The following is a 19,317-nucleotide window of genomic DNA, read 5'->3' on the forward strand; positions in this document are numbered from 1 at the left end:
TCCGCGGGTTCGTGTGGGTGGGGGTCCTCGCACCGGCCCCGCCGGGGGGGGGGGGGCGCGCCCCGCCTGGCCGGGGGGGGGGGGGTGGGGGCACGCGCGCGTGCCCCTGCCCTCCGCCGTGGCCGTACTGCTCCTGCTTCTCGGCTACTCCTGCTTCTTGCGGCGCGTGCCGAACACGATCTCGTCCCAGCTCGGGACGGCGGCGCGGCGGCCGGGGCGGACGCCGTCGGCCTCGGCCTGGCGGTCGGTGGCACCGACGAGCCGGTCGCGGTGGCTGCCGACGGAGCGCGGCATGAGGACGTCCGCGTAGGCCGAACCGGCCGATGCGGCGGGTGCCGGAGGTTCTTCCACGGCAGGTTCCTCGGCGGGCTCCTCCGGGGTCTCCGCCGGGCGCTCCGGGACCACCAAGTCGCCCCGGAAGCTCGGGACGGCCTCCAGCAGGCTGGTCAGGGAGTCGCGTTCGCCGGTGCTCTCCTCGGCGGGCTCGGACGCCTGCGCGGGCAGGCTCGGCCGGTCCCGGTCGCTGCGCTCCAGGGCGCGGTCCATCGAACGCTCGCGCGGCAGCCGGGCGATGCGCGGGACGAACGGGAAGCTCGGCTCCGGCACGGCGAGGTCGTCGGACTCGCCGATCAGCGAGCGTGCCTCGTCGTCCACGGCCTGGACGAGCCGCCGGGGCGGGTCGTACGTCCAGCTCGCCGAGTGCGGTTCGCCCGCGACCAGGTAGACGAGCAGCACCTCCCAGGTGCCGTCGTCACGGCGCCAGGAATCCCACTGCACGGTGTCCTTCTCGGCACCGCGCAGCAGCAGCCGCTCCTGCACGGCCTCGCCGAGCAGCGGTCCGGAGTTCTCGCCGGGGCGGCGGACCGGGGTCTTGCGGGCCCGCTCGGCCATGAAGGCGCGCTCGGCCAGCACGGGACCCTCGAAGCGCCGTACCCGGTCGACGGGGATGCCGGCGAGCTGTGCGACCTCTTCCGCGGTGGCACCCGCGCGTATACGCGCCTGGATGTCACGGGGGCGCAGATGGCTCTCGACCTCGATCTCGATCTGTCCGAGCCGGGGCCGGTCGCCGCGTACGGCGGCGCGGAGCCGTTCGTCGATCGGAAGCGTGTACTCCGTAGAGTCGGCAGCTTTGAGCACCAGCCGTGTGCCGTCATTCGAGACGGCCACGACACGCAGTTCGGGCATGGGGACCTCCCGGGTGGTGCCTGCCGACGTCACGTGCGTCGCTGCTTCCGCTAGTCGAGTGTGGCCTGCCCGGGTGCAGCCTGCCACAACCTTGCCGAGTTGCCCGGCGTGTCGGGCACGGGCCCTGGACCGCCGTTATGGCACGGTTACCTGTTCGCAACGCTAAGTGACCAACTCTGTCACCCTGTGCAACTAGCCCCCTCCCGGCGGTCCTGCGAGGCCGCGGGCACCCTGGTGGGAGACCGGACCCAGGGCTCGCAACAGTACTCCATTCGGACCACGTGCGTGGATTGGCGCGCCGCCCAACTTCTGGCAAGGGATGGGACTTGGCCGCAAACAACCGGTTTTACCGATCATGAACGTGGCGAAGTTCACGTAATCCCCAGAAACGGAACTATTGGTTTCGTTCGCACGTCCCTCTCTCGTGCAGTCGGTCGATCTATGTCGGTTGAGCACGGGAAAGGCAGGCAAGTTCCGGGTATGCGTAAGACGCCCGATGCGGGTCGGAAGCGGTTCGACCTGAGCGTCCCCCAGGTCGCGGGCAGCGCGCTGGCCGCCGTGGTCGCGGCCAAACTGGCCTCGTACGCCGGGGTGTACGGCACGATCCTCGGCGCGGGAGTGGTCAGCGTCGTCGCCACCTGCGGGGGCACGCTGTTCCAGCACTTCTTCAAGCGGACCGGCGAGCAGCTGCGCGAGCGGACCGCGGTGGCCGCCCGGCCGCAGGAACAAGCGCCACCGCCCCCGGGCGGGTTCGGCGAGGGCACCGTCTACCGCGCGCGGGGTCGGCGGCGCCCGCTCGTCGCCGCCGCCCTGGTCTTCGGGGTGACCATGGCCGGCATCACCACCTACGAACTGGTGTCGGGCAACAGCTTCAGCGGCGGCAGGGGGACGACGGTCAGCGACGCGGTCACCGGCCGGAGCCCGTCCTCCTCGGCGCCGGACCGTACGACACCCCGGTCGCCCTCCGGCCCCGCGGAGCCCTCCGCGCCCTCCTCGGACTCGTCCCGAAGCGGGTGGACCGGGTCCGGCGACACCGGTACGGCGCACTCGGCGACGCCCGCGCCGAGCGGCTCCCCGGACACGGAGCCGAGCGGGACCCAGGCCACCCCGGCTCCCACGCCGAGCGCCTCCGCCCCGACGACTACGCCCCCAGGACCCTCCGCAAGTAGTCGTTCTGGAACAGCCGTTCCGGGTCAAGACGGTCCCGCAGCGCCGTGAACTCGTCGAAGCGCGGGTAGACCCGCGCGAAGTACTCGGCGTCCCGGGTGTGCACCTTGCCCCAGTGCGGACGTCCCTCGTGCGCGGTGAAGATGCGCTCGGCGGCGGTGAAGTAGGCCTGGTGGGGAGTCCCCCGGAACATGTGGACCGCGACGTACGCGCTGTCCCGGCCGGAGGCGGTGGACAGGGTGATGTCGTCGGCCGGGGCGGTGCGCACCTCGACGGGGAAGCTGACCCGCAGGCCCGAGCGGTCGACCATGGCCTTCAGCTCACGCAGCGTCTCCGTAAGGGCCGCGCGCGGGACGGCGTACTCCATCTCCACGAAGCGCACCCGGCGCGGCGAGGTGAAGACCTTGTAGGGGATGTCCGTGTACGTCCGCGCGGACAGGGCCTTGCTGGAGATCCGCGCGAGGGCGGGGACGGTGGCCGGGGCCGCGCGGCCGACCCACTGGGCCACCTGGAAGACGCCGTTGGAGAGGAACTCGTCCTCGATCCAGCCGGCCAGCTGCCCCACGGGCTGCTCGGGACCGGCGCTGCGGTTGTTGCGCTTGGTGTTGGTGCTGACGGTGTGCGGGAACCAGTAGAACTCGAAGTGCTCGTTCTCCGCCCACAGTTGATCGAACTCGGCGAGCACCCGGTCGAGGGGCATCGGCTCCTCCCGCGCGGTGAGCAGGAACAGCGGCTCCACGGCGAACGTGATCGCGGTGACGACGCCGAGCGCGCCGAGGCCTATGCGGGCCGCGGCGAAGACCTCCGGGTTCTCCTTCTCGGAGCAGGTCAGCACCGAGCCGTCCGCCGTCACCAGCTCCAGCCCCTTGATCTGGGCGGCGATGGAGGCGGACGCACGGCCCGTGCCGTGCGTGCCGGTGCTGGTGGCCCCGGAGACGGTCTGCTCCATGATGTCGCCCATGTTGGTGAGCGACAGGCCCTCGCGCGCGAGAGCCGCGTTGAGCCGCTTGAGCGGGGTGCCCGCCTCCACCGTGACCGTCATGGCGGCCCGGTCGACGGTGCGGATACCCGTCAACAGTTGAGGGCGGATCAACACACCGTCGGTGGCGGCGATCGACGTGAAGGAGTGGCCGGTCCCGACCGCCTTCACCTTCAGGCCGTCCTCGCGTGCCCGGCGCACCGCCGCGGCCAGCTCCTCCACCGAGGCCGGCATCACCTGCCGGGCGGGCCGTGCGGCGACGTTCCCGCCCCAGTTACGCCAGGTGCCGTTCTTCCCGCTCGCTGTGCTGCTCAACGGTGCCTCCCCGACCCGCGGCCGGCCTGCTGAGCCGGCGGTACCCGAGGAAACCGACCACGACCGCGACGGCTCCGGACACCACCGGAACCCCGTACCCGGCGTGCGCCCCGGCCGAGTCGATCACCCAGCCGGCCGCGGAGGAGCCGAGCGCGACACCGACCGCGAGGCCGGTGCTCACCCAGGTCATGCCCTCGGTGAGCTGCGCGCGAGGTACGTGCTCTTCGATGAGGGACATCGTCGTGATCATCGTCGGCGCGATGGACAGCCCCGCCACGAACAGCGCCACGGCCAGAAGCGGCAGGTTTCCGACCAGTAGGAGGGGGATCATACTCACGGCCATCGCCGCCACGCCCAGCAGCCAGCGACGTTCCGGGCGCCCGGCGAAGCGCAGCAGCCCGAAGACCACGCCGGCCACGCAGGAACCGGCCGCGTACAGCGCGAGTACCACGCTCGCGGCGCCCTTGTGGCCGCGCTCGTCGGCGAAGGCGACCGTGACCACGTCCACCGCCCCGAAGATCGTGCCGGTCGCCGCGAAGGTCGCCACCAGCACCTGCAGCCCGGCCGAGCGCAGGGCGCTGCCGCCGCCGTGCTTCTCGCGCGGGTGCGGCTCCGGCTCGGTGGCGCGCTGCGCGGTGAGCCAGAGGACGCCGGCCGCCAGGAAGCAGGCGGCCAGCAGCGGTCCCGCCTCCGGGAACCAGGCCGTCGACAGCCCGATGGAGATGATCGGGCCGAAGATGAAGCACACCTCGTCGACGACCGACTCGAACGAGTACGCGGTGTGCAGCTTCGGCGTGCCCCGGTACAGCGCCGCCCAGCGGGCCCGGATCATCGCGCCGAGGCTGGGCACCGAGCCGATCCCGGCGGCGCACACGAACAGCGCCCAGTCCGGCCACTCGAAGTGCGCCGCGAGCAGCAGCCCGGCCGCCGCCACGAGGGTCACCAGGGTCGCGGGGCGCAGCACCCGGCGCTGCCCGTGCCGGTCGACCAGCCGGGAGATCTGCGGTCCGATCGCCGCGGCGGACAGCGCGATGGTGGCCGACAGCGCGCCCGCGAGCCCGTACCGCCCGGTGAGCTGGGAGATCATCGTGACCACGCCGATGCCCATCATGGACAGCGGCATCCGGCCGAGCAGCCCGCGGCCGAGAAGGCCTTGGTGCCGGGCATCTCGAACAGGGCTCTGTAGGGGGTGGGCACGTGGTCTCCGGAAACGGCTCGGTAAGGCGCGAATGCAGCTGGTACAGATTACGAGTTAGGTGACCCTAAAGGCACCTCGTATTACGGCTGGAAAAAGCGCACTAAACCCACTGGAACCCGACTCTTCACCCGGCTGTTTCCCGGCTGTCAGCGCCGGGTGGCAGGATCGAGGCATGCCAGACGCGCTCGATGCCACCCCGTACGACGCCCTGCTCCTGCTCTCCTTCGGCGGTCCCGAAGGCCCGGACGACGTGGTCCCTTTCCTGGAGAACGTCACGCGCGGGCGCGGCATCCCGAAGGAACGCCTGAAGGAAGTCGGGCAGCACTACTTCCTGTTCGGCGGGGTCAGCCCCATCAACGACCAGAACCGTGCCCTGCTGGACGCCCTGCGCAAGGACTTCGCCGAGCACGGCCTGGACCTGCCGGTCTACTGGGGCAACCGCAACTGGGCGCCCTACCTGACGGACACCCTGCGCGAGATGGCCGCCGACGGCCGCCGCCGCGTCCTGGTGCTCGCCACCAGCGCCTACGCCTCGTACTCGGGCTGCCGGCAGTACCGGGAGAACCTCGCCGACGCGCTGGCCACGCTGCGGGCCGAGGGCCTGGAGCCGCCGAGAGTCGACAAGCTGCGGCACTACTTCAACCACCCCGGCTTCGTCGAGCCCATGATCGACGGCGTGCTGCGCTCCCTCGCCGACCTCCCCGAGGACGTCCGGGCCGGCGCCCACATCGCCTTCACCACGCACTCCATCCCGGCCTCCGCCGCCGACACCTCCGGCCCGGTCGAGGCGCACGGCGAGGGCGGCGCCTACGTCGAGCAGCACCTGGACGTGGCCCAGCTGATCGCCGACGCCGTCCGCGAGCGCACGGGGGCCGACCACCCCTGGCGGCTCGTCTACCAGTCCCGCTCCGGTGCCCCGCACATCCCCTGGCTGGAGCCGGACATCTGCGACCACCTGGAGGAGCTGCACGGCGCCGGCGCCCCGGCCGTCGTCATGGCCCCCATCGGCTTCGTCTCCGACCACATGGAGGTCCTCTACGACCTCGACACCGAGGCCGAGGCCAAGGCGCAGGAGCTGGGGCTGCCGGTGCGCCGCTCGGCCACCGTGGGCGCCGACCCGCGGTTCGCCGCCGCGGTCCGCGAGCTGATCACCGAGCGCGCCGCCGTGGAGCGCGGCCAGGAGGTCACTCCCTGCGCGCTGGGCGCGCTGGGCGCGAGCCACGACCTCTGCCCGGCCGGCTGCTGCCCCGCCCGTGCGCCCCGCCCGGCCGCCGCCGGCGCCGACAGCCCCTACGCGTGAGGAGACCCGTGACCGACCCCCTGCACCGGGAACTGCTCGACCTGGCCGCCGAGGCCGCCGGGAGCGCCGGCGCGCTGCTGCGGGACGGCCGCCCGGCCGGCCTGTCCGTCGCGAGGACCAAGTCCAGCCCGATCGACGTCGTCACCGAGATGGACATCGCGGCGGAGAAACTGATCACGGACCTGATCTCCGGCCGGCGGCCCGACGACGGCTTCCTCGGCGAGGAGGGCGCCTCCGCCCCGGGCACGAGCGGCGTCCGCTGGGTGATCGACCCGCTCGACGGCACGGTGAACTACCTGTACGGTCTGCCGACCTGGGCGGTGTCCATCGCGGCCGAGCAGGACGGCGAGACCGTCGTCGGGGTCGTCGCGGCCCCGATGCGTGGCGAGACGTATCACGCCGTGCGTGGCGCGGGGGCGTGGGCCACGGGCGCGTGGGAGGGCGAGCGGGCGCTCGCCTGCCGCCCCGCGCCCCCGCTGGACCAGGCGCTGGTCTCCACCGGCTTCAACTATGTGGCCGGGGTCCGCGCCCACCAGGCCGAGGTCGCCGCGCGGCTGATCCCGCTGCTGCGGGACATCCGGCGCAGCGGCTCGGCGGCGGTCGACCTGTGCGACGTGGCCGGCGGCCGGCTGGACGGGTACTACGAACGCGGTCTGCACGCCTGGGACCACGCGGCGGGGGATCTCATCGCCCGGGAGGCGGGCGCGCTGACCGGTGGACGCCCCGGAGAGCGCCCGTCGGGGGAGCTGACGGTCGCGGGTAGCCCGGGCGTCTTCGAACCCCTCCAGCGGCTGCTGGAGGACTTCGGCGCCTGGCACGACTGAGACGGGACCAGGACCCGTACGACGCGAAGGGACCCCGGCGCTGGATTCGCCGGGGTCCCTTCGCGCACTGCGGAGCCGATCAGACGCGTGACGCGGTGACCTCCACACCGTGTTCGGCGGCGAGGCGGCGCAGGTCGTCGAGCTCTGCCTGCTCCACCTCGACGAGGAAGTCGTCGCCCTCGTCACGAGCCCGCGTCAGGTCGGACTCGGTCGCCCTTATGCGCTGCAGAAGTCCTGCGGTGAAAGCGTCCATGCTGCGCCCCCTCGTCCAGGGTCGTGGGTCGGTGGCACGGGGGTGTGCCGTAGGGAAAAGAGGCGGTCACGTCTCTCGCAGGTGCCCAGCGCTGCCCGGCCGGGCGGCGACGGTGCCGGACACCCACGCCCACTCTGCGAAGCGGATCGCGGAGTACCACATGGTGCTGCGGCACATGCAGAGCGTGATCGCGGGGTGTAAAGCGGTCCTCCCCCCACTCCCTTCCCCGGAAACCTCAACCGCCGGAGAAAATCCCGCATTCCCGCTCCAGGACGCCGATCCGTACGGTCCGCAACCCGCCTTACAGCCGACTTACGGCCGAAAAGGGCAGGATGGAGGTCACACCCCACGAACACCCCTGCCCGCACGCGCTCACGGCGCGCTACGCGGGTGGACATCAGGAAGGACAAGCGACGTGCGCGTACTCGTCGTCGAGGACGAGCAACTGCTCGCGGATGCGGTGGCCACCGGACTGCGCCGGGAGGCCATGGCCGTCGACGTCGTGTACGACGGTGCGGCGGCCCTGGAGCGCATCGGTGTCAACGACTACGACGTGGTCGTCCTCGACCGCGACCTCCCGCTCGTGCACGGCGACGACGTCTGCCGCAAGATCGTGGAGCTCGGCATGCCCACCCGCGTGCTCATGCTCACCGCCTCCGGTGACGTCAGCGACCGGGTCGAGGGCCTGGAGATCGGGGCCGACGACTATCTGCCCAAGCCGTTCGCGTTCAGCGAGCTGATCGCGCGCGTGCGCGCCCTCGGCCGCCGCACCAGCGTGCCCCTGCCCCCCGTCCTGGAGCGGGCCGGCATCAAGCTCGACCCGAACCGCCGCGAGGTCTTCCGCGACGGCAAGGAGGTCCAGCTCGCGCCCAAGGAGTTCGCGGTGCTGGAGGTGCTGATGCGCAGCGAGGGCGCCGTGGTCTCGGCGGAGCAGTTGCTGGAGAAGGCCTGGGACGAGAACACCGACCCGTTCACCAACGTGGTGCGCGTGACGGTGATGACCCTGCGCCGCAAGCTGGGCGAGCCGCCGGTCATCGTGACCGTCCCCGGCTCCGGCTACCGGATCTGATCCGCCGTGGCCGCCGCTCCCGCGCCGCCCCAGGCGCCGCCGAAGCCCACCTGGGACCCCCGAAGGCCGCAGCCCCCCTTCCCGTGGCTGCGCCCGACCATCCGCATACGGCTCACGCTGCTGTACGGCGGCATGTTCCTGATCGCCGGCATCCTGCTGCTGTCGATCATCTACCTGCTCGCCGCCCAGGCGATCAGCACCGGCAACCAGCCGTTGTTCAAGATCGTCAGCGGTTCGCAGATCCGGGTCTCCAGCGACAACTGCCCCGCGATCACCGCGATCAACTCCAGCACGCTGCCGCTGTCGGACTTCAACGACGCGATCGCCCACTGCGTGGACCAGCAGCGCCAGGCGGCGCTGGACAACCTGCTCAGCCGCTCCCTGCTGGCCCTGCTCGGCCTCGCCGTGATCGCCTTCGCGTTCGGCTACGCGATGGCCGGCCGGGTGCTGTCCCCGCTCGGCCGGATCACCCGCACCGCCCGCGCGGTGGCCGGTTCCGACCTGTCCCGCCGGATCGAGCTGGACGGTCCGGACGACGAGCTGAAGGAGCTGGCCGACACCTTCGACGACATGCTGGAGCGGCTGCAGCGGGCCTTCACCGCCCAGCAGCGCTTCGTCGGAAACGCCTCCCACGAGCTGCGCACCCCGCTGGCGATCAACCGCACGCTCCTGGAGGTGCACCTGTCCGACCCGGGCGCGCCGGTGGAGCTGCAGCAGCTCGGGAAGACGCTGCTGGCCACCAACGAGCGCAGCGAGCAGCTGGTGGAGGGCCTGCTGCTGCTCGCCCGCAGTGACAACCAGATCGTCGAACGCAAGCCCGTCGACCTGGCCGAGGTGGCCACCCAGGCCATCGACCAGGTGCACGGGGAGGCCGATGCCAAGGGCGTGAAGATCCGCGGTGAGCGCAAGCCCGCCGTGGTGCAGGGCAACGGCGTGCTGCTGGAGCGGATCGCGCTGAACCTGGTCCAGAACGCGGTGCGCTACAACGTGGCCGAGGACGGCTGGGTGGAGGTCGACACCGAGGTCCAGCACGGACAGGCGGTGCTGACCGTGACGAACACCGGACCGGTGGTGCCGGCGTACGAGATCGACAATCTGTTCGAGCCCTTCAGGCGTTTGCGCACCGAGCGCACGGGCAGTGACAAGGGCGTCGGCCTCGGTCTGTCCATCGTGCGGTCGGTGGCGCGCGCGCACGGCGGCCACATCGCGGCGCAGCCCCGCGAGGGCGGCGGTCTGGTGATGCGTGTCACCCTGCCGATGTGACGAGGTCCGACACACGCGGAGCGTGTTCGCTCCGCGCGGAATTTCTGGACCACCCGACACGGTTCTTACTGTGTGATCAATCACATGGGCGGATTTTCAGCCATGTACGCTCCGTGATCATGACAGAAGGTGGAAAGCCGGGAAAGTCCGGGTTTTCAGGGCTCATGATCACGGGAAGTACACGGTGAGGCGCCTTTGAGGTGCGACATTCGAACCGTGTACGGTCCTCTCCGCCATCCAAGCCGATCACACTTGAGGGGTCGGGCTGGGTGTCGATTGAGTAACAGACCTTGATGTGAGGCAAAATCTCCGCCTCAGGTCGGGCACAAGTCCGGCCTCTCACGCGTTACGTGCGCTGGAGACACCGCAGACACCCAGAGGGGGAGAGCGATATGGCAACCGATTACGACACTCCACGCAAGACCGACGACGACGTCGACTCGGACAGTTTGGAAGAGCTGAAGGCCCGGCGGAACGACAAGTCCACTTCCGCCGTGGACGTCGACGAGTTCGAGGCCGCAGAGGGCCTCGAACTGCCCGGAGCGGACCTCTCGAACGAGGAGCTGGCCGTCCGGGTGCTGCCGAAGCAGCAGGACGAGTTCACGTGCATGAGCTGCTTCCTGGTGCACCACCGCAGCCAGCTGGCCCGGGAGAAGAACGGTCAGCCGATCTGCCGCGACTGCGACTGAGGACGGGTCGGCCGTGTCTGGCTCGACCCCTCCCCGGAAGCGCCGCTTCTCCCTCGGGAAGGCGGACGAAGGGCCGTCCGACGGCCCGCACGGCGCGCGTGACGACGAGCGGGGCTCACCGGGAGCGGTGGCCCCGCTCGAAGCGGCGGCCGACCGGGCTGACCACCCGGCGCCGCAGCGGCAGCCCGCGCCCGTCGCCAGGCGACGGGCGGCGGTGATGCGTGACAGAGCCCGGGACATGGCCCGGGAAGGGGCCCGCAGGGGCGGCAGCCGCGCCCGCGCGGGCCTGGCGTACCTCGCGGACCGGATCATCGAGATCGCCCCGCGTATCCCCGTACGCGACCTCGCGACCCTGCGCAAGCAGTTCCCGGGGCTCGGCCCCGAGGAGATCGCCGACAAACTCGTGGCCGGCGCGGCGGCCGCGACCTCCACGATCGGAGCCGGCGTCGGGGCCGCGGCGATGCTCCCGGTACCGCCGGCCATGCCGACCGAGCTGGCCGCGGAGATCACCGGGGTCGCCGCGATCGAGCTGAAGCTCATCGCCGAACTGCACGAGGTCTACGGCCTGCGGCCGCAGGGAAACCTCACGACCCGCAGCACCGCGTATCTGTCCTCCTGGTCGGGGGAGCGCGGGATCGACGTGATGAAGCCGTCGACGTACGACGCGGCCCTGGGCGGCCGCATGAAGCGCGAACTGCGCCAGCAGATCATGAAACGGATGGTCCGCGACCTGCCCAACCTGATGCCGTTCATGGTCGGCGCCGCGGTCGGCGCGGTCATGAACCGCCGGGACACCCGCAGACTCGCCTCCCGGATCCGCAGCGACCTGCGCAAGACCCAGGTCCCCTGGGACCGGCTGCCGGAGCTGCCGCCGCTGGAGGAGCCCGCGGAGCCCCTGAAGTGGAGCGATCTCCCCGGAGAGCTCTAGGCCCTCTCCCTCGGATCCTGCCGGGGTCGCGGGAAAGGCGCCGTCAGGCGTTCGCCTTCCGGGCCGCCTCGATCGCCGCCGCCAGCTGCTCCGGCTCCCGCGTCGACAGGTACAGGTACGGCGTCGGGTCCTGCGGGTCGGTGACCTCCACGCGCAGCGCCGTGGGGATGTAGGCCCGCAGCAGCAGGAAGGCGCGGGTGTCGGCCTTGTACGTCCGCCAGGCGCGGGCCTCCTCCGCGTCCAGCACCTCCGACCCGCCCAGCGCCGCCACCGGGATCTTCGCCTCGCCCGCGATCAGCGAGTCGCCCACGACACGGATGCGCGGTGAGCCGTAGGCGCTGGCCACCACCGCCGCCGCGGCCGTGCCGCCGACCAGACCGCCCAGCAGCGGCAGGGTGCCGAACGGGAGCAGGATGAGGGCGAAGGAGACCCCCACGAGAAAGCTGATCAGCCACCACGAGCGGGGGGCGGTGAGGCGTTCTTCGTAGGGGGTGGCGGAGAGCTGCATGGAGCCAAGCTTGGCACGGGATCGGCGTGTCCCCGACGCGCGGGTAAGGTCTGCGCATGTGAGTGGTAGTTCCGCAAGCCTTCAGCCCCCCGCCGACGCGGTGAAACCGGTACGGCACCCCGACGCGCCCGCGCCCGGGGAACTTCTCGGCGCCCACTACGAACACTGTTTCGGATGCGGCCCCGGCCAGCCGCACGGGCTGCACCTGGAGGCGCGGGCCGGTGAGGGCGTCTCGCTGACCGCCGAGTTCACCGTCCAGCCCGCCCACCAGGGCGCCCCGGGCCTCGCCCACGGCGGAGTGCTGGCCACGGCCCTGGACGAGACCCTCGGCTCGCTGAACTGGCTGCTGCGCACCATCGCCGTGACGGGACGGCTGGAGACGGACTTCGTGCGGCCCGTGCCCCTCGGCACCACGCTGTACCTGGAAGCCGAGGTCACCGCCGTCGCCGGGCGGAAGATCTACTCCACCGCCACCGGACGCGTCGGCGCCCCCGACGGACCCGTCGCCGTCCGCGCCGACGCCCTCTTCATCGAGGTGAAGGTCGACCACTTCGTCGACCACGGCCGCCAGGAGGAGATCCAGGCCGCCATGAACGACCCGGACCAGATCCGGCGCGCCCGTGCCTTCGAGGTGAACCCGTGAGCCGTAGCCCCCTCGACGTACGGATCCGGCGCGTCGACCCCGACGTACCGCTTCCGGCGTACGAGCACCCCGGGGACGCCGGAGCCGACCTGCGCACCACCGAGGCGTGCGAGCTGGCGCCCGGAGAGCGGGCCGTGCTGCCCACGGGAGTGTCGATCGCTCTCCCGGAGGGGTACGCGGCCTTCGTGCATCCCCGCTCCGGCCTCGCCGCCCGCTGCGGTGTCGCCCTCGTGAATGCCCCGGGGACGGTTGATGCCGGGTACCGTGGGGAGATCAAGGTGATCGTGGTGAATCTCGACCCGCGCGAGGCCGTGCGGTTCGAGCGCTTCGACCGGATTGCCCAACTGGTCGTCCAGCAGGTCGAGAGGGTCCGCTTCCAGGAGGTCGCGGAACTTCCCGGCTCGGCGCGGGCCGAGGGGGGCTTCGGGTCCACCGGTGGCCATGCCGCGGTGGGCGACGAGAGCGGCACAAGCGGTCGGGCCGTCGACGGCGGTCCGACAGGTGGGAATCGATACGCTTCGGTCGTATCCGACCGGGAAGGACAGTGACGTGTTCGGACGTCGCAACAAGAAGGGTGCCGCCGAGGACGCGGCCGGCGAGGCCGAGCAGGTCGTCGACAGCGTCGACACCGAGGCGGACGAGGACGTGGAGGCCGAGCGCGAGCGCGTCCGGCTGGAGCCCGAACCGCGGCCCGACGGGCCGTGGGACAGCAGCGAGGTGCGCGACCCGGCCGAGGGCCGTGTCGACCTCGGCGGGCTGTTCATTCCGGGCGTCGACGGCATGGAGCTGCGGGTCGAGGTGGCCGGCGACGCGATCGTCGCCGCGACCGTCGTCCTGCGGGACAGCGCCGTGCAGCTCCAGGCGTTCGCCGCGCCCAAGCGCGAGGGCATCTGGGGAGAGGTCCGCGAGGAGATCGGGTCCGGCATCACCCAGCAGGGTGGCATCGTCGACGAGGTCGAGGGACCGCTCGGCTGGGAGCTGCGCGCCCAGGTGCCGGTGCAGCTGCCCGACGGCACCGGCGGCTTCCAGGTCGTCCGGTTCGTCGGCGTGGACGGCCCGCGCTGGTTCCTGCGCGGTGTGATCTCCGGCCAGGGCGCGGTGCAGCCGCAGGCCGCCGGACTGCTGGAGCAGATCTTCCGCGACACGGTCGTGGTCCGCGGCGAGGGCCCGATGGCGCCCCGCGACCCGATCGTCCTCAAGCTGCCCAACGACGCGCAGATGGTCCCCGAGGGCGTTCAGCAGGAGGAGTCCTCGCGCTTCTCCGGGGGGATGGGGCAGCTGCAGCGGGGACCGGAGATCACCGAAGTCCGCTAGGCGCTCCGCTGGGTTCAGCCGGGTCGTACGGGCCGTGCCTTCGAGGGGTGCGGCCCGTTTTTCGCGGAGTGAGCCTTCAGGGGCCTTCAGGGGCGTGCTCCGTCGCCGGGTGCGGGGTCGTCGTTGTCGCTCGCGCCCTGGCGGCGGCAGCCGCATACCGGACAGAGCCTCTCCGCGCCCCTTCCGGGGCCTTGCCCCGAGCGGTGATACTGACGCCCGGTCCACGGGGGAGGCGGTATGGGCGGTCAGGTGGTCACCGACACCATGGTGCGCGTCGAGGACGTGCACAGGTCGTTCGGGCGGGGTGCCGGCGCCGTGCACGCGCTGCGGGGGGTGTCCCTGGAGGTGGGGCGTGGGGAACTCGTCGCCCTCAAGGGGCGTTCAGGGTCCGGCAAGACCACCCTGCTGAACATCGTCGGCGGGCTCGACGCGCCCGACCGGGGGCGGGTCGAGGTGGACGGGCTCCAGCTGGGCGGGCTGGGCGAGGACGAGCTGCTGCGGCTGCGCCGGGACCGGATCGGGTTCGTCTTCCAGTCCTTCGGCCTCATCCCGATCCTCACCGCCGCCGAGAACGTCGGCGTACCGCTGCGGCTGCGCCGCGCCGACCCGCACGCGCGCGAGGAGCGCGTCGAGCTGCTGCTCTCGCTGGTCGGACTCGCCGGACACGCGGCCCAGCGGCCCGGCGAGCTGTCCGGCGGCCAGCAGCAGCGGGTCGCCATCGCGCGCGCCCTCGCCAACCGGCCCGCCCTGCTCATCGCCGACGAACCGACCGGCCAGCTCGACGCCGAGACCGGACACGCCGTCATGGAGCTGCTGCGGGCCGTCGTGCACAGCGAGCGGGCCACCGCCCTGGTCGCCACCCACGACGCGACCCTGCTGGACCTGGCCGACCGGGTGCTGGAGCTGCGCGACGGCGAGATCGTCGAGAGCTGAACCGGTCCTCGAGAGCTGAGCCGGCCGGGTCATCAGGGTTGCGTCAAAGTTGCCCGCGACCCGCCATCCCGTCCCGTATGCCGCGATTGTTGGCCGTAGGGTCGACGCTGCGTAGGCGGCAGTCACGGGAAGACAATGGGTTCATGGCACGCGGCAAGCTTCGTATCTACCTCGGTGCGGCACCGGGCGTGGGCAAGACCTACGCGATGCTGTCCGAGGCGCACCGCCGGGTGGAGCGCGGCAAGGACTGTGTCGTGGCCTTCGTCGAGCACCACGACCGGCCCCGCACCGAGGTGATGCTGCACGGTTTGGAGCAGGTGCCGCGCAGGGAACTGCAGCACCGGGGCGCCACCTTCGGCGAGATGGACGTCGACGCCGTACTGCGCCGGGCGCCGGCCGTCGCCCTCGTGGACGAGCTCGCCCACACCAACGTCCCCGGCTCCCGCAACGCCAAGCGCTGGCAGGACGTGGAGGAGCTGCTGGCCGACGGGATCGACGTCGTCTCCACCGTCAACATCCAGCACCTGGAGTCACTCGGTGACGTCGTCGAGTCGATCACCGGGGTACGGCAGCGCGAGACCGTCCCCGACGAGGTGGTACGGCGGGCCGACCAGATCGAGTTGGTCGACATGTCCCCGCAGGCCCTGCGCCGCCGCATGGCGCACGGCAACATCTACCAGCCCGACAAGGTCGACGCGGCCCTGTCCAACTACTTCCGCCCCGGCAACCTGACCGCCCTGCGCGAGCTGGCGCTGCTCTGGGTGGCCGACCGGGTCGACGAGTACCTGAACGAGTACCGCAGCGAACACCGGGTCTCCCGGATCTGGGGTTCGCGGGAGCGGATCGTGGTGGGGCTGACCGGCGGCCCCGAGGGGCGCACGCTGATCCGCCGGGCCGCGCGACTGGCCGAGAAGGGCGCCGGCGGGGAGGTGCTCGCCGTGTACATAGCCCGCAGCGACGGGCTGACCTCGGCCTCCCCGAAGGAGCTGGCCGTCCAGCGCACCCTCGTGGAGGATCTGGGCGGCACCTTCCACCACGTGGTCGGCGACGACATACCGGCCGCCCTGCTCGCCTTCGCGCGCGGCGTCAACGCCACCCAGATCGTGCTCGGCTCCTCGCGCCGCAAGGCCTGGCAGTACGTCTTCGGGCCGGGCGTCGGCGCCACCGTCGCCCGCGAGTCCGGACCCGACCTCGACGTCCACATCGTCACCCACGAGGAGGTCGCCAAGGGCCGGGGACTGCCCGTCGCCCGGGGCGCACGCCTCGGCCGGGCCCGGATCATCTGGGGCTGGGGCGTCGGCCTGGCGGGACCCGCGGTCCTGGCGGTGCTGCTGAACACCGTCGACCTCGGCCTCGCCAACGACATGCTGCTGTTCCTGGCCGTCACCGTCGCGGCGGCGCTGCTGGGCGGCCTGCTGCCCGCCCTGGCCTCGGCGGCGTTCGGCTCGCTGCTGCTGAACTACTTCTACACCCCGCCCCTGCACCGCCTGACCATCGCCGACCCGAAGAACATCGTCGCCATCGCGATCTTCTTCGGCGTCGGCATGTCGGTGGCCTCGGTGGTGGACCTCGCCGCCCGGCGCACCCACCAGGCGGCCCGGCTGCGCGCCGAGTCCGAGATCCTCTCCTTCCTGGCCGGGAACGTGCTGCGCGGCGAGACCAGCCTGGAGGAGCTGCTGGAGCGGGTCCGCGAGACCTTCGCGATGGAGTCGGCCGCGCTGCTGGAGCGGGTGAGCGACGTCGATCCGTGGACCTGTGCCGGACGCGCCGGATTCGGGCCCCCGCTGGAGCGGCCCGAGCAGGCCGACGTGGACATGCCGGTCGGCGACCACATGGCGCTCGCGCTCACCGGCCGGGTGCTGCCCGCCGAGGACCGCCGGGTGCTGGCCGCCTTCGCCGCGCAGGCCGCCGTCGCCCTGGACCGCAGGCGGCTGCAGGAAGAGGCCGACCAGGCCCGCACGCTCGCCGAGGGCAACCGCATCCGCACCGCCCTGCTGGCCGCCGTCAGCCACGACCTGCGCACCCCGCTGGCCGGCATCAAGGCCGCCGTCTCCAGCCTCCGCTCCGACGACGTGGCCTGGTCCGAGGAGGACCAGGCGGAGCTGCTGGAGGGCATCGAGGAGGGCGCCGACCGGCTCGACCACCTCGTGGGCAACCTCCTCGACATGTCCCGCCTGCAGACCGGCACCGTCACCCCGCTCATCCGCGAGATCGACCTCGACGAGGTCGTGCCGATGGCGCTCGGGGGAGTACCCGAGGACAGCGTCGAGCTGGACGTGCCCGAGACCCTGCCGATGGTCGCCGTGGACCCCGGGCTGCTGGAGCGGTCCGTGGCCAACCTGGTGGAGAACGCCGTCAAGTACAGTCCGCGCGGTCGCCGGGTGCTGGTCTCCGCCAGCGCCATAGCCGACCGGGTCGAGGTGCGGGTGGTGGACCGCGGGCCGGGCGTGCCGGACGAGGCGAAGGACCGGATCTTCGAGCCCTTCCAGCGGTACGGTGACGCTCCGCGCGGCGCCGGCGTCGGGCTCGGCCTCGCGGTGGCCCGGGGCTTCGCCGAGGCCATGAACGGCACCCTCAACGCCGAGGACACGCCGGGCGGCGGACTCACCATGGTCCTCAGCCTCCGCGCGGCGGCGACGCGTCCCGAGTCCCTTCCCGCGGGGGAGGACTCCCCGGAACCAGAAAGGCAGACCCTATGCTGAGCCCGAATGGGGGGACCCCCCAGACCCCCACGAGGGTGCTCGTGGTCGAGGACGAGCCGCAGATCGTGCGGGCCCTCGTGATCAACCTCAAGGCGCGCAAGTACGAGGTCGACGCGGCCCCGGACGGCAGGACCGCCCTCGACCTCGCCGCCTCCCGCCATCCCGACGTCGTCGTCCTCGACCTGGGGCTGCCCGACATGGACGGCGTCGAGGTCATCCGGGGCCTGCGCGGCTGGACCCGGGTGCCGATCCTGGTCCTGTCGGCCCGCCACTCCTCCGACGAGAAGGTGGAGGCGCTGGACGCGGGCGCCGACGACTACGTCACCAAGCCCTTCGGCATGGACGAGCTGCTGGCCCGGCTGCGCGCCGCCGTGCGCCGGGCCGAGCCGGTCGGGCCCGGCGAGGGCGACGTGACGACCGTGGAGACCGAGGACTTCGCCGTCGACCTGGCCGCGAAGAAGGTCAACCGCGCCGGCAAGGACGTCCGGCTCACCCCGACCGAGTGGCACCTGCTGGAGGTCCTGGTCCGCAACACCGGCCGCCTGGTCAGCCAGAAGCAGCTGCTGCAGGAGGTGTGGGGGCCGTCGTACGGCACGGAGACCAACTACCTGCGGGTGTACATGGCGCAACTGCGCAGGAAGCTGGAGACGGACCCCTCGCACCCCCGGCACTTCATCACCGAGCCGGGTATGGGGTACCGGTTCGAGAAGTGAGCTGCGCTACGGCGCCGTCGGTGCACCCCGGTACGCTTCAGGTATGACTGCCGTTCCTCGTTCCGAAAAGCCGGCCGGCCGGTTCCGGCGCATGCTCGACCGGCTCTCCTCGTCGCAGGAGGACCTGGAGTCCGAGGAGTTGCGCGAGGATGCCGAGACCACCGGCTGCGTCAAGATCGGCGACTGCCACGACCGGCAGATCGTCACCGTAACTGGTACCTTGCGCACGGTCACTCTGCGTCCGCGTGCCGGGGTCCCGGCCCTGGAGGCCGAGCTGTTCGACGGCACCGCCGCGCTGGACGTGGTGTGGCTCGGCAGGCGTTCCATCGTGGGCATAGAACCGGGGCGCAAGCTGATCGCATCGGGCCGGATCTCCATGAGCCGGGGCCACCGGGTGCTGTTCAACCCGAAATACGAACTGCGACCCCTCGGACGGGAGTAGCCGGTGACGTCCCTCGACAAGCCGACCCAAGACACCGACAGCCCCCCGTCGGACGATGCCCGTGCGGTGACCGAGGCCGCGCTGTTCGAGGCGTTCGGCGGTGTCCGTGGCATGGTCGAGACGGTCGTGCCGGGCCTGCTGTTCGTCGCGATCTACACGGTCAACAAGAACCTGCACCTGTCGGCGATCGCCGCGCTGGCCGTCTCCCTGATCCTGGTCGTCGTCCGGCTGGCCATGAAGGACACCGTCAAGCACGCCTTCAGCGGCGTGTTCGGCGTGGCCTTCGGTGTCGCGTTCGCGATGTTCACCGGCGACGCCAAGAACTTCTACCTCCCCGGCATGCTCTACACGCTGGGACTGGCGCTGGCGTACATCGTCACGACCCTCGCCGGGGTGCCCCTGATGGGTCTCATCCTCGGCCCGGTCTTCAAGGAGAACCTCTCCTGGCGGACCCGCAACCCCGGCCGCAAGAGGGCGTACGCGAAGGCCAGTTGGGCCTGGGGTCTGATCCTGCTCGCCAAGTGCGCGATCCTCTTCCCGCTGTACTGGTGGTCCGACACCACCAAGCTGGGCTGGGTCCTGATCGCCCTGAAGATCCCGCCGTTCCTGCTGGCCGTCTGGCTCACCTGGGTCTTCCTCGCGAAGGCGCCGGCGCCGATCGACGTCTTCGCCGAGATGGAGGCCGAGGAGCAGGCCGAGAAGGAGCGCCTGGCCGCGACGGCCGCGGAAGGCGGCGAGCCGGCGGGAGGCCGGCACCGCCGCGAGGCGTAGACGGCCGCCGTACGACGAGAAGGGCGCCCTCGGCTGCCGTGGTGTCCGACCCGTCCGGGGCGGACGTGTGGGAGGCAGAGGGCGGCACGGTGCCGGACGTCGGCACCCCGGCCCCGGCCCC

The 19,317-nt window shown here is 71.8% G+C and carries 19 protein-coding genes and 1 pseudogene; 15 read left to right on the forward strand and 5 right to left on the reverse strand.

What is annotated here, in order from left to right:
- Positions 1 to 144: 144 nt before the first annotated feature.
- Positions 145 to 1,185 (reverse strand): septation protein SepH, encoded by a 1,041-nt coding sequence (gene sepH / locus AB0N17_RS42920; protein WP_366017132.1) that lies wholly within the window; start codon positions 1,183 to 1,185, stop codon positions 145 to 147.
- 480 nt (positions 1,186 to 1,665) lie between these two features.
- Here sepH and AB0N17_RS42925 point away from each other — a divergent pair, with 480 nt between their 5' ends.
- A complete protein-coding gene (locus tag AB0N17_RS42925) occupies positions 1,666 to 2,403 on the forward strand; it encodes a hypothetical protein (RefSeq protein WP_366017133.1) in 738 nt (245 codons plus the stop codon).
- On the opposite strand, the gene AB0N17_RS42930 is transcribed toward AB0N17_RS42925, so the two are convergent.
- On the reverse strand, positions 2,327 to 3,646 hold the full coding sequence (locus AB0N17_RS42930) for a D-arabinono-1,4-lactone oxidase (protein WP_366017134.1): 1,320 nt from the start codon (positions 3,644 to 3,646) through the stop codon (positions 2,327 to 2,329). The genes AB0N17_RS42925 and AB0N17_RS42930 overlap by 77 nt on opposite strands.
- Positions 3,606 to 4,843 (reverse strand): annotated as a pseudogene (locus AB0N17_RS42935) (MFS transporter). Before AB0N17_RS42935 ends, AB0N17_RS42930 begins: the two are co-directional and overlap by 41 nt.
- Positions 4,844 to 5,016: 173 nt before the next feature.
- On the opposite strand from AB0N17_RS42935, the gene AB0N17_RS42940 reads away from it, so the two are divergent.
- Positions 5,017 to 6,144 carry a ferrochelatase gene (locus AB0N17_RS42940; RefSeq protein WP_366017135.1) on the forward strand — a complete coding sequence of 376 codons (1,128 nt, stop codon included), beginning with the start codon at positions 5,017 to 5,019 and terminating at the stop codon, positions 6,142 to 6,144.
- An 8-nt stretch (positions 6,145 to 6,152) separates the two neighbouring features.
- On the forward strand, positions 6,153 to 6,968 hold the full coding sequence (locus AB0N17_RS42945) for an inositol monophosphatase family protein (RefSeq protein WP_366017136.1): 816 nt from the start codon (positions 6,153 to 6,155) through the stop codon (positions 6,966 to 6,968).
- A 79-nt stretch (positions 6,969 to 7,047) separates the two neighbouring features.
- Here the strand turns inward: AB0N17_RS42945 and AB0N17_RS42950 are convergent, their stop codons facing one another.
- A complete protein-coding gene (locus AB0N17_RS42950; protein WP_366017137.1) occupies positions 7,048 to 7,221 on the reverse strand; it encodes a hypothetical protein in 174 nt (57 codons plus the stop codon).
- A 415-nt stretch (positions 7,222 to 7,636) separates the two neighbouring features.
- Between AB0N17_RS42950 and AB0N17_RS42955 the strand changes: the two genes are divergently transcribed.
- The 4 genes from AB0N17_RS42955 to AB0N17_RS42970 all read left to right on the forward strand — a co-directional run bounded on the left by AB0N17_RS42955 (position 7,637) and on the right by AB0N17_RS42970 (position 11,170).
- Positions 7,637 to 8,290 carry a response regulator transcription factor gene (locus AB0N17_RS42955; protein ID WP_003993508.1) on the forward strand — a complete coding sequence of 218 codons (654 nt, stop codon included), beginning with the start codon at positions 7,637 to 7,639 and terminating at the stop codon, positions 8,288 to 8,290.
- A gap of 6 nt (positions 8,291 to 8,296) precedes the next feature.
- Complete coding sequence (locus tag AB0N17_RS42960) at positions 8,297 to 9,553, forward strand: HAMP domain-containing sensor histidine kinase (protein ID WP_366017138.1); 1,257 nt, start codon at positions 8,297 to 8,299, stop codon at positions 9,551 to 9,553.
- A 392-nt stretch (positions 9,554 to 9,945) separates the two neighbouring features.
- Positions 9,946 to 10,242, forward strand: a complete 297-nt coding sequence (locus AB0N17_RS42965) for a DUF4193 domain-containing protein (RefSeq protein ID WP_005481602.1) — start codon at positions 9,946 to 9,948, stop codon at positions 10,240 to 10,242.
- 13 nt (positions 10,243 to 10,255) lie between these two features.
- Positions 10,256 to 11,170, forward strand: a complete 915-nt coding sequence (locus AB0N17_RS42970) for a hypothetical protein (protein WP_366017139.1) — start codon at positions 10,256 to 10,258, stop codon at positions 11,168 to 11,170.
- Between the two features lie 43 nt (positions 11,171 to 11,213).
- On the opposite strand, the gene AB0N17_RS42975 is transcribed toward AB0N17_RS42970, so the two are convergent.
- Positions 11,214 to 11,678: a DUF3093 domain-containing protein gene (locus tag AB0N17_RS42975; RefSeq protein ID WP_366017140.1), complete on the reverse strand. Its 465-nt coding sequence runs from the start codon at positions 11,676 to 11,678 to the stop codon at positions 11,214 to 11,216.
- A 58-nt stretch (positions 11,679 to 11,736) separates the two neighbouring features.
- On the opposite strand from AB0N17_RS42975, the gene AB0N17_RS42980 reads away from it, so the two are divergent.
- The 8 genes from AB0N17_RS42980 (at position 11,737) to AB0N17_RS43015 (ending at position 19,196) form a co-directional block, all read left to right on the forward strand.
- The gene (locus AB0N17_RS42980) at positions 11,737 to 12,321 is read left to right on the forward strand and encodes a PaaI family thioesterase (protein WP_366017141.1); all 585 of its coding nucleotides are present in this window, start codon (positions 11,737 to 11,739) and stop codon (positions 12,319 to 12,321) included.
- Positions 12,318 to 12,869, forward strand: a complete 552-nt coding sequence (gene dut / locus AB0N17_RS42985; protein ID WP_366017142.1) for a dUTP diphosphatase — start codon at positions 12,318 to 12,320, stop codon at positions 12,867 to 12,869. Before AB0N17_RS42980 ends, dut begins: the two co-directional genes overlap by 4 nt.
- A gap of 1 nt (position 12,870) precedes the next feature.
- Positions 12,871 to 13,635, forward strand: a complete 765-nt coding sequence (locus tag AB0N17_RS42990; protein ID WP_366017143.1) for a DUF3710 domain-containing protein — start codon at positions 12,871 to 12,873, stop codon at positions 13,633 to 13,635.
- 237 nt (positions 13,636 to 13,872) lie between these two features.
- Positions 13,873 to 14,568 (forward strand): ABC transporter ATP-binding protein, encoded by a 696-nt coding sequence (locus AB0N17_RS42995; RefSeq protein WP_366017144.1) that lies wholly within the window; start codon positions 13,873 to 13,875, stop codon positions 14,566 to 14,568.
- Positions 14,569 to 14,711: 143 nt separating this feature from the next.
- Positions 14,712 to 17,270, forward strand: coding sequence for a sensor histidine kinase KdpD (locus AB0N17_RS43000; RefSeq protein WP_366017145.1), 2,559 nt, complete (start codon positions 14,712 to 14,714; stop codon positions 17,268 to 17,270).
- Positions 17,264 to 17,983: a response regulator gene (locus AB0N17_RS43005; protein ID WP_366017146.1), complete on the forward strand. Its 720-nt coding sequence runs from the start codon at positions 17,264 to 17,266 to the stop codon at positions 17,981 to 17,983. The genes AB0N17_RS43000 and AB0N17_RS43005 overlap by 7 nt, the downstream gene beginning before the upstream one ends.
- 43 nt (positions 17,984 to 18,026) lie before the next feature.
- Positions 18,027 to 18,425: an OB-fold nucleic acid binding domain-containing protein gene (locus tag AB0N17_RS43010; protein ID WP_366017147.1), complete on the forward strand. Its 399-nt coding sequence runs from the start codon at positions 18,027 to 18,029 to the stop codon at positions 18,423 to 18,425.
- Between the two features lie 3 nt (positions 18,426 to 18,428).
- Complete coding sequence (locus tag AB0N17_RS43015; RefSeq protein ID WP_366017148.1) at positions 18,429 to 19,196, forward strand: DUF3159 domain-containing protein; 768 nt, start codon at positions 18,429 to 18,431, stop codon at positions 19,194 to 19,196.
- The last annotated feature ends 121 nt before the right edge of the window (positions 19,197 to 19,317 follow it).

Origin of the sequence: Streptomyces sp. NPDC051133 (genome assembly GCF_040682635.1) — a bacterium.
GTDB lineage: Bacteria > Actinomycetota > Actinomycetes > Streptomycetales > Streptomycetaceae > Streptomyces.

Excerpts from the sequence above, each read along its gene's own strand:
- sepH (WP_366017132.1), bottom strand. The coding sequence starts at position 1,185 with ATGCCCGAACTGCGTGTCGTGGCCGTCTCGAATGACGGCACACGGCTG.
- AB0N17_RS42925 (WP_366017133.1), top strand. The coding sequence starts at position 1,666 with ATGCGTAAGACGCCCGATGCGGGTCGGAAGCGGTTCGACCTGAGCGTC.
- AB0N17_RS42940 (WP_366017135.1), top strand. The coding sequence starts at position 5,017 with ATGCCAGACGCGCTCGATGCCACCCCGTACGACGCCCTGCTCCTGCTC.
- AB0N17_RS42950 (WP_366017137.1), bottom strand. The coding sequence starts at position 7,221 with ATGGACGCTTTCACCGCAGGACTTCTGCAGCGCATAAGGGCGACCGAG.
- AB0N17_RS42965 (WP_005481602.1), top strand. The coding sequence starts at position 9,946 with ATGGCAACCGATTACGACACTCCACGCAAGACCGACGACGACGTCGAC.
- AB0N17_RS42975 (WP_366017140.1), bottom strand. The coding sequence starts at position 11,678 with ATGCAGCTCTCCGCCACCCCCTACGAAGAACGCCTCACCGCCCCCCGC.
- AB0N17_RS42995 (WP_366017144.1), top strand. The coding sequence starts at position 13,873 with ATGGGCGGTCAGGTGGTCACCGACACCATGGTGCGCGTCGAGGACGTG.
- AB0N17_RS43000 (WP_366017145.1), top strand. The coding sequence starts at position 14,712 with ATGGCACGCGGCAAGCTTCGTATCTACCTCGGTGCGGCACCGGGCGTG.
- AB0N17_RS43005 (WP_366017146.1), top strand. The coding sequence starts at position 17,264 with ATGCTGAGCCCGAATGGGGGGACCCCCCAGACCCCCACGAGGGTGCTC.
- AB0N17_RS43010 (WP_366017147.1), top strand. The coding sequence starts at position 18,027 with ATGACTGCCGTTCCTCGTTCCGAAAAGCCGGCCGGCCGGTTCCGGCGC.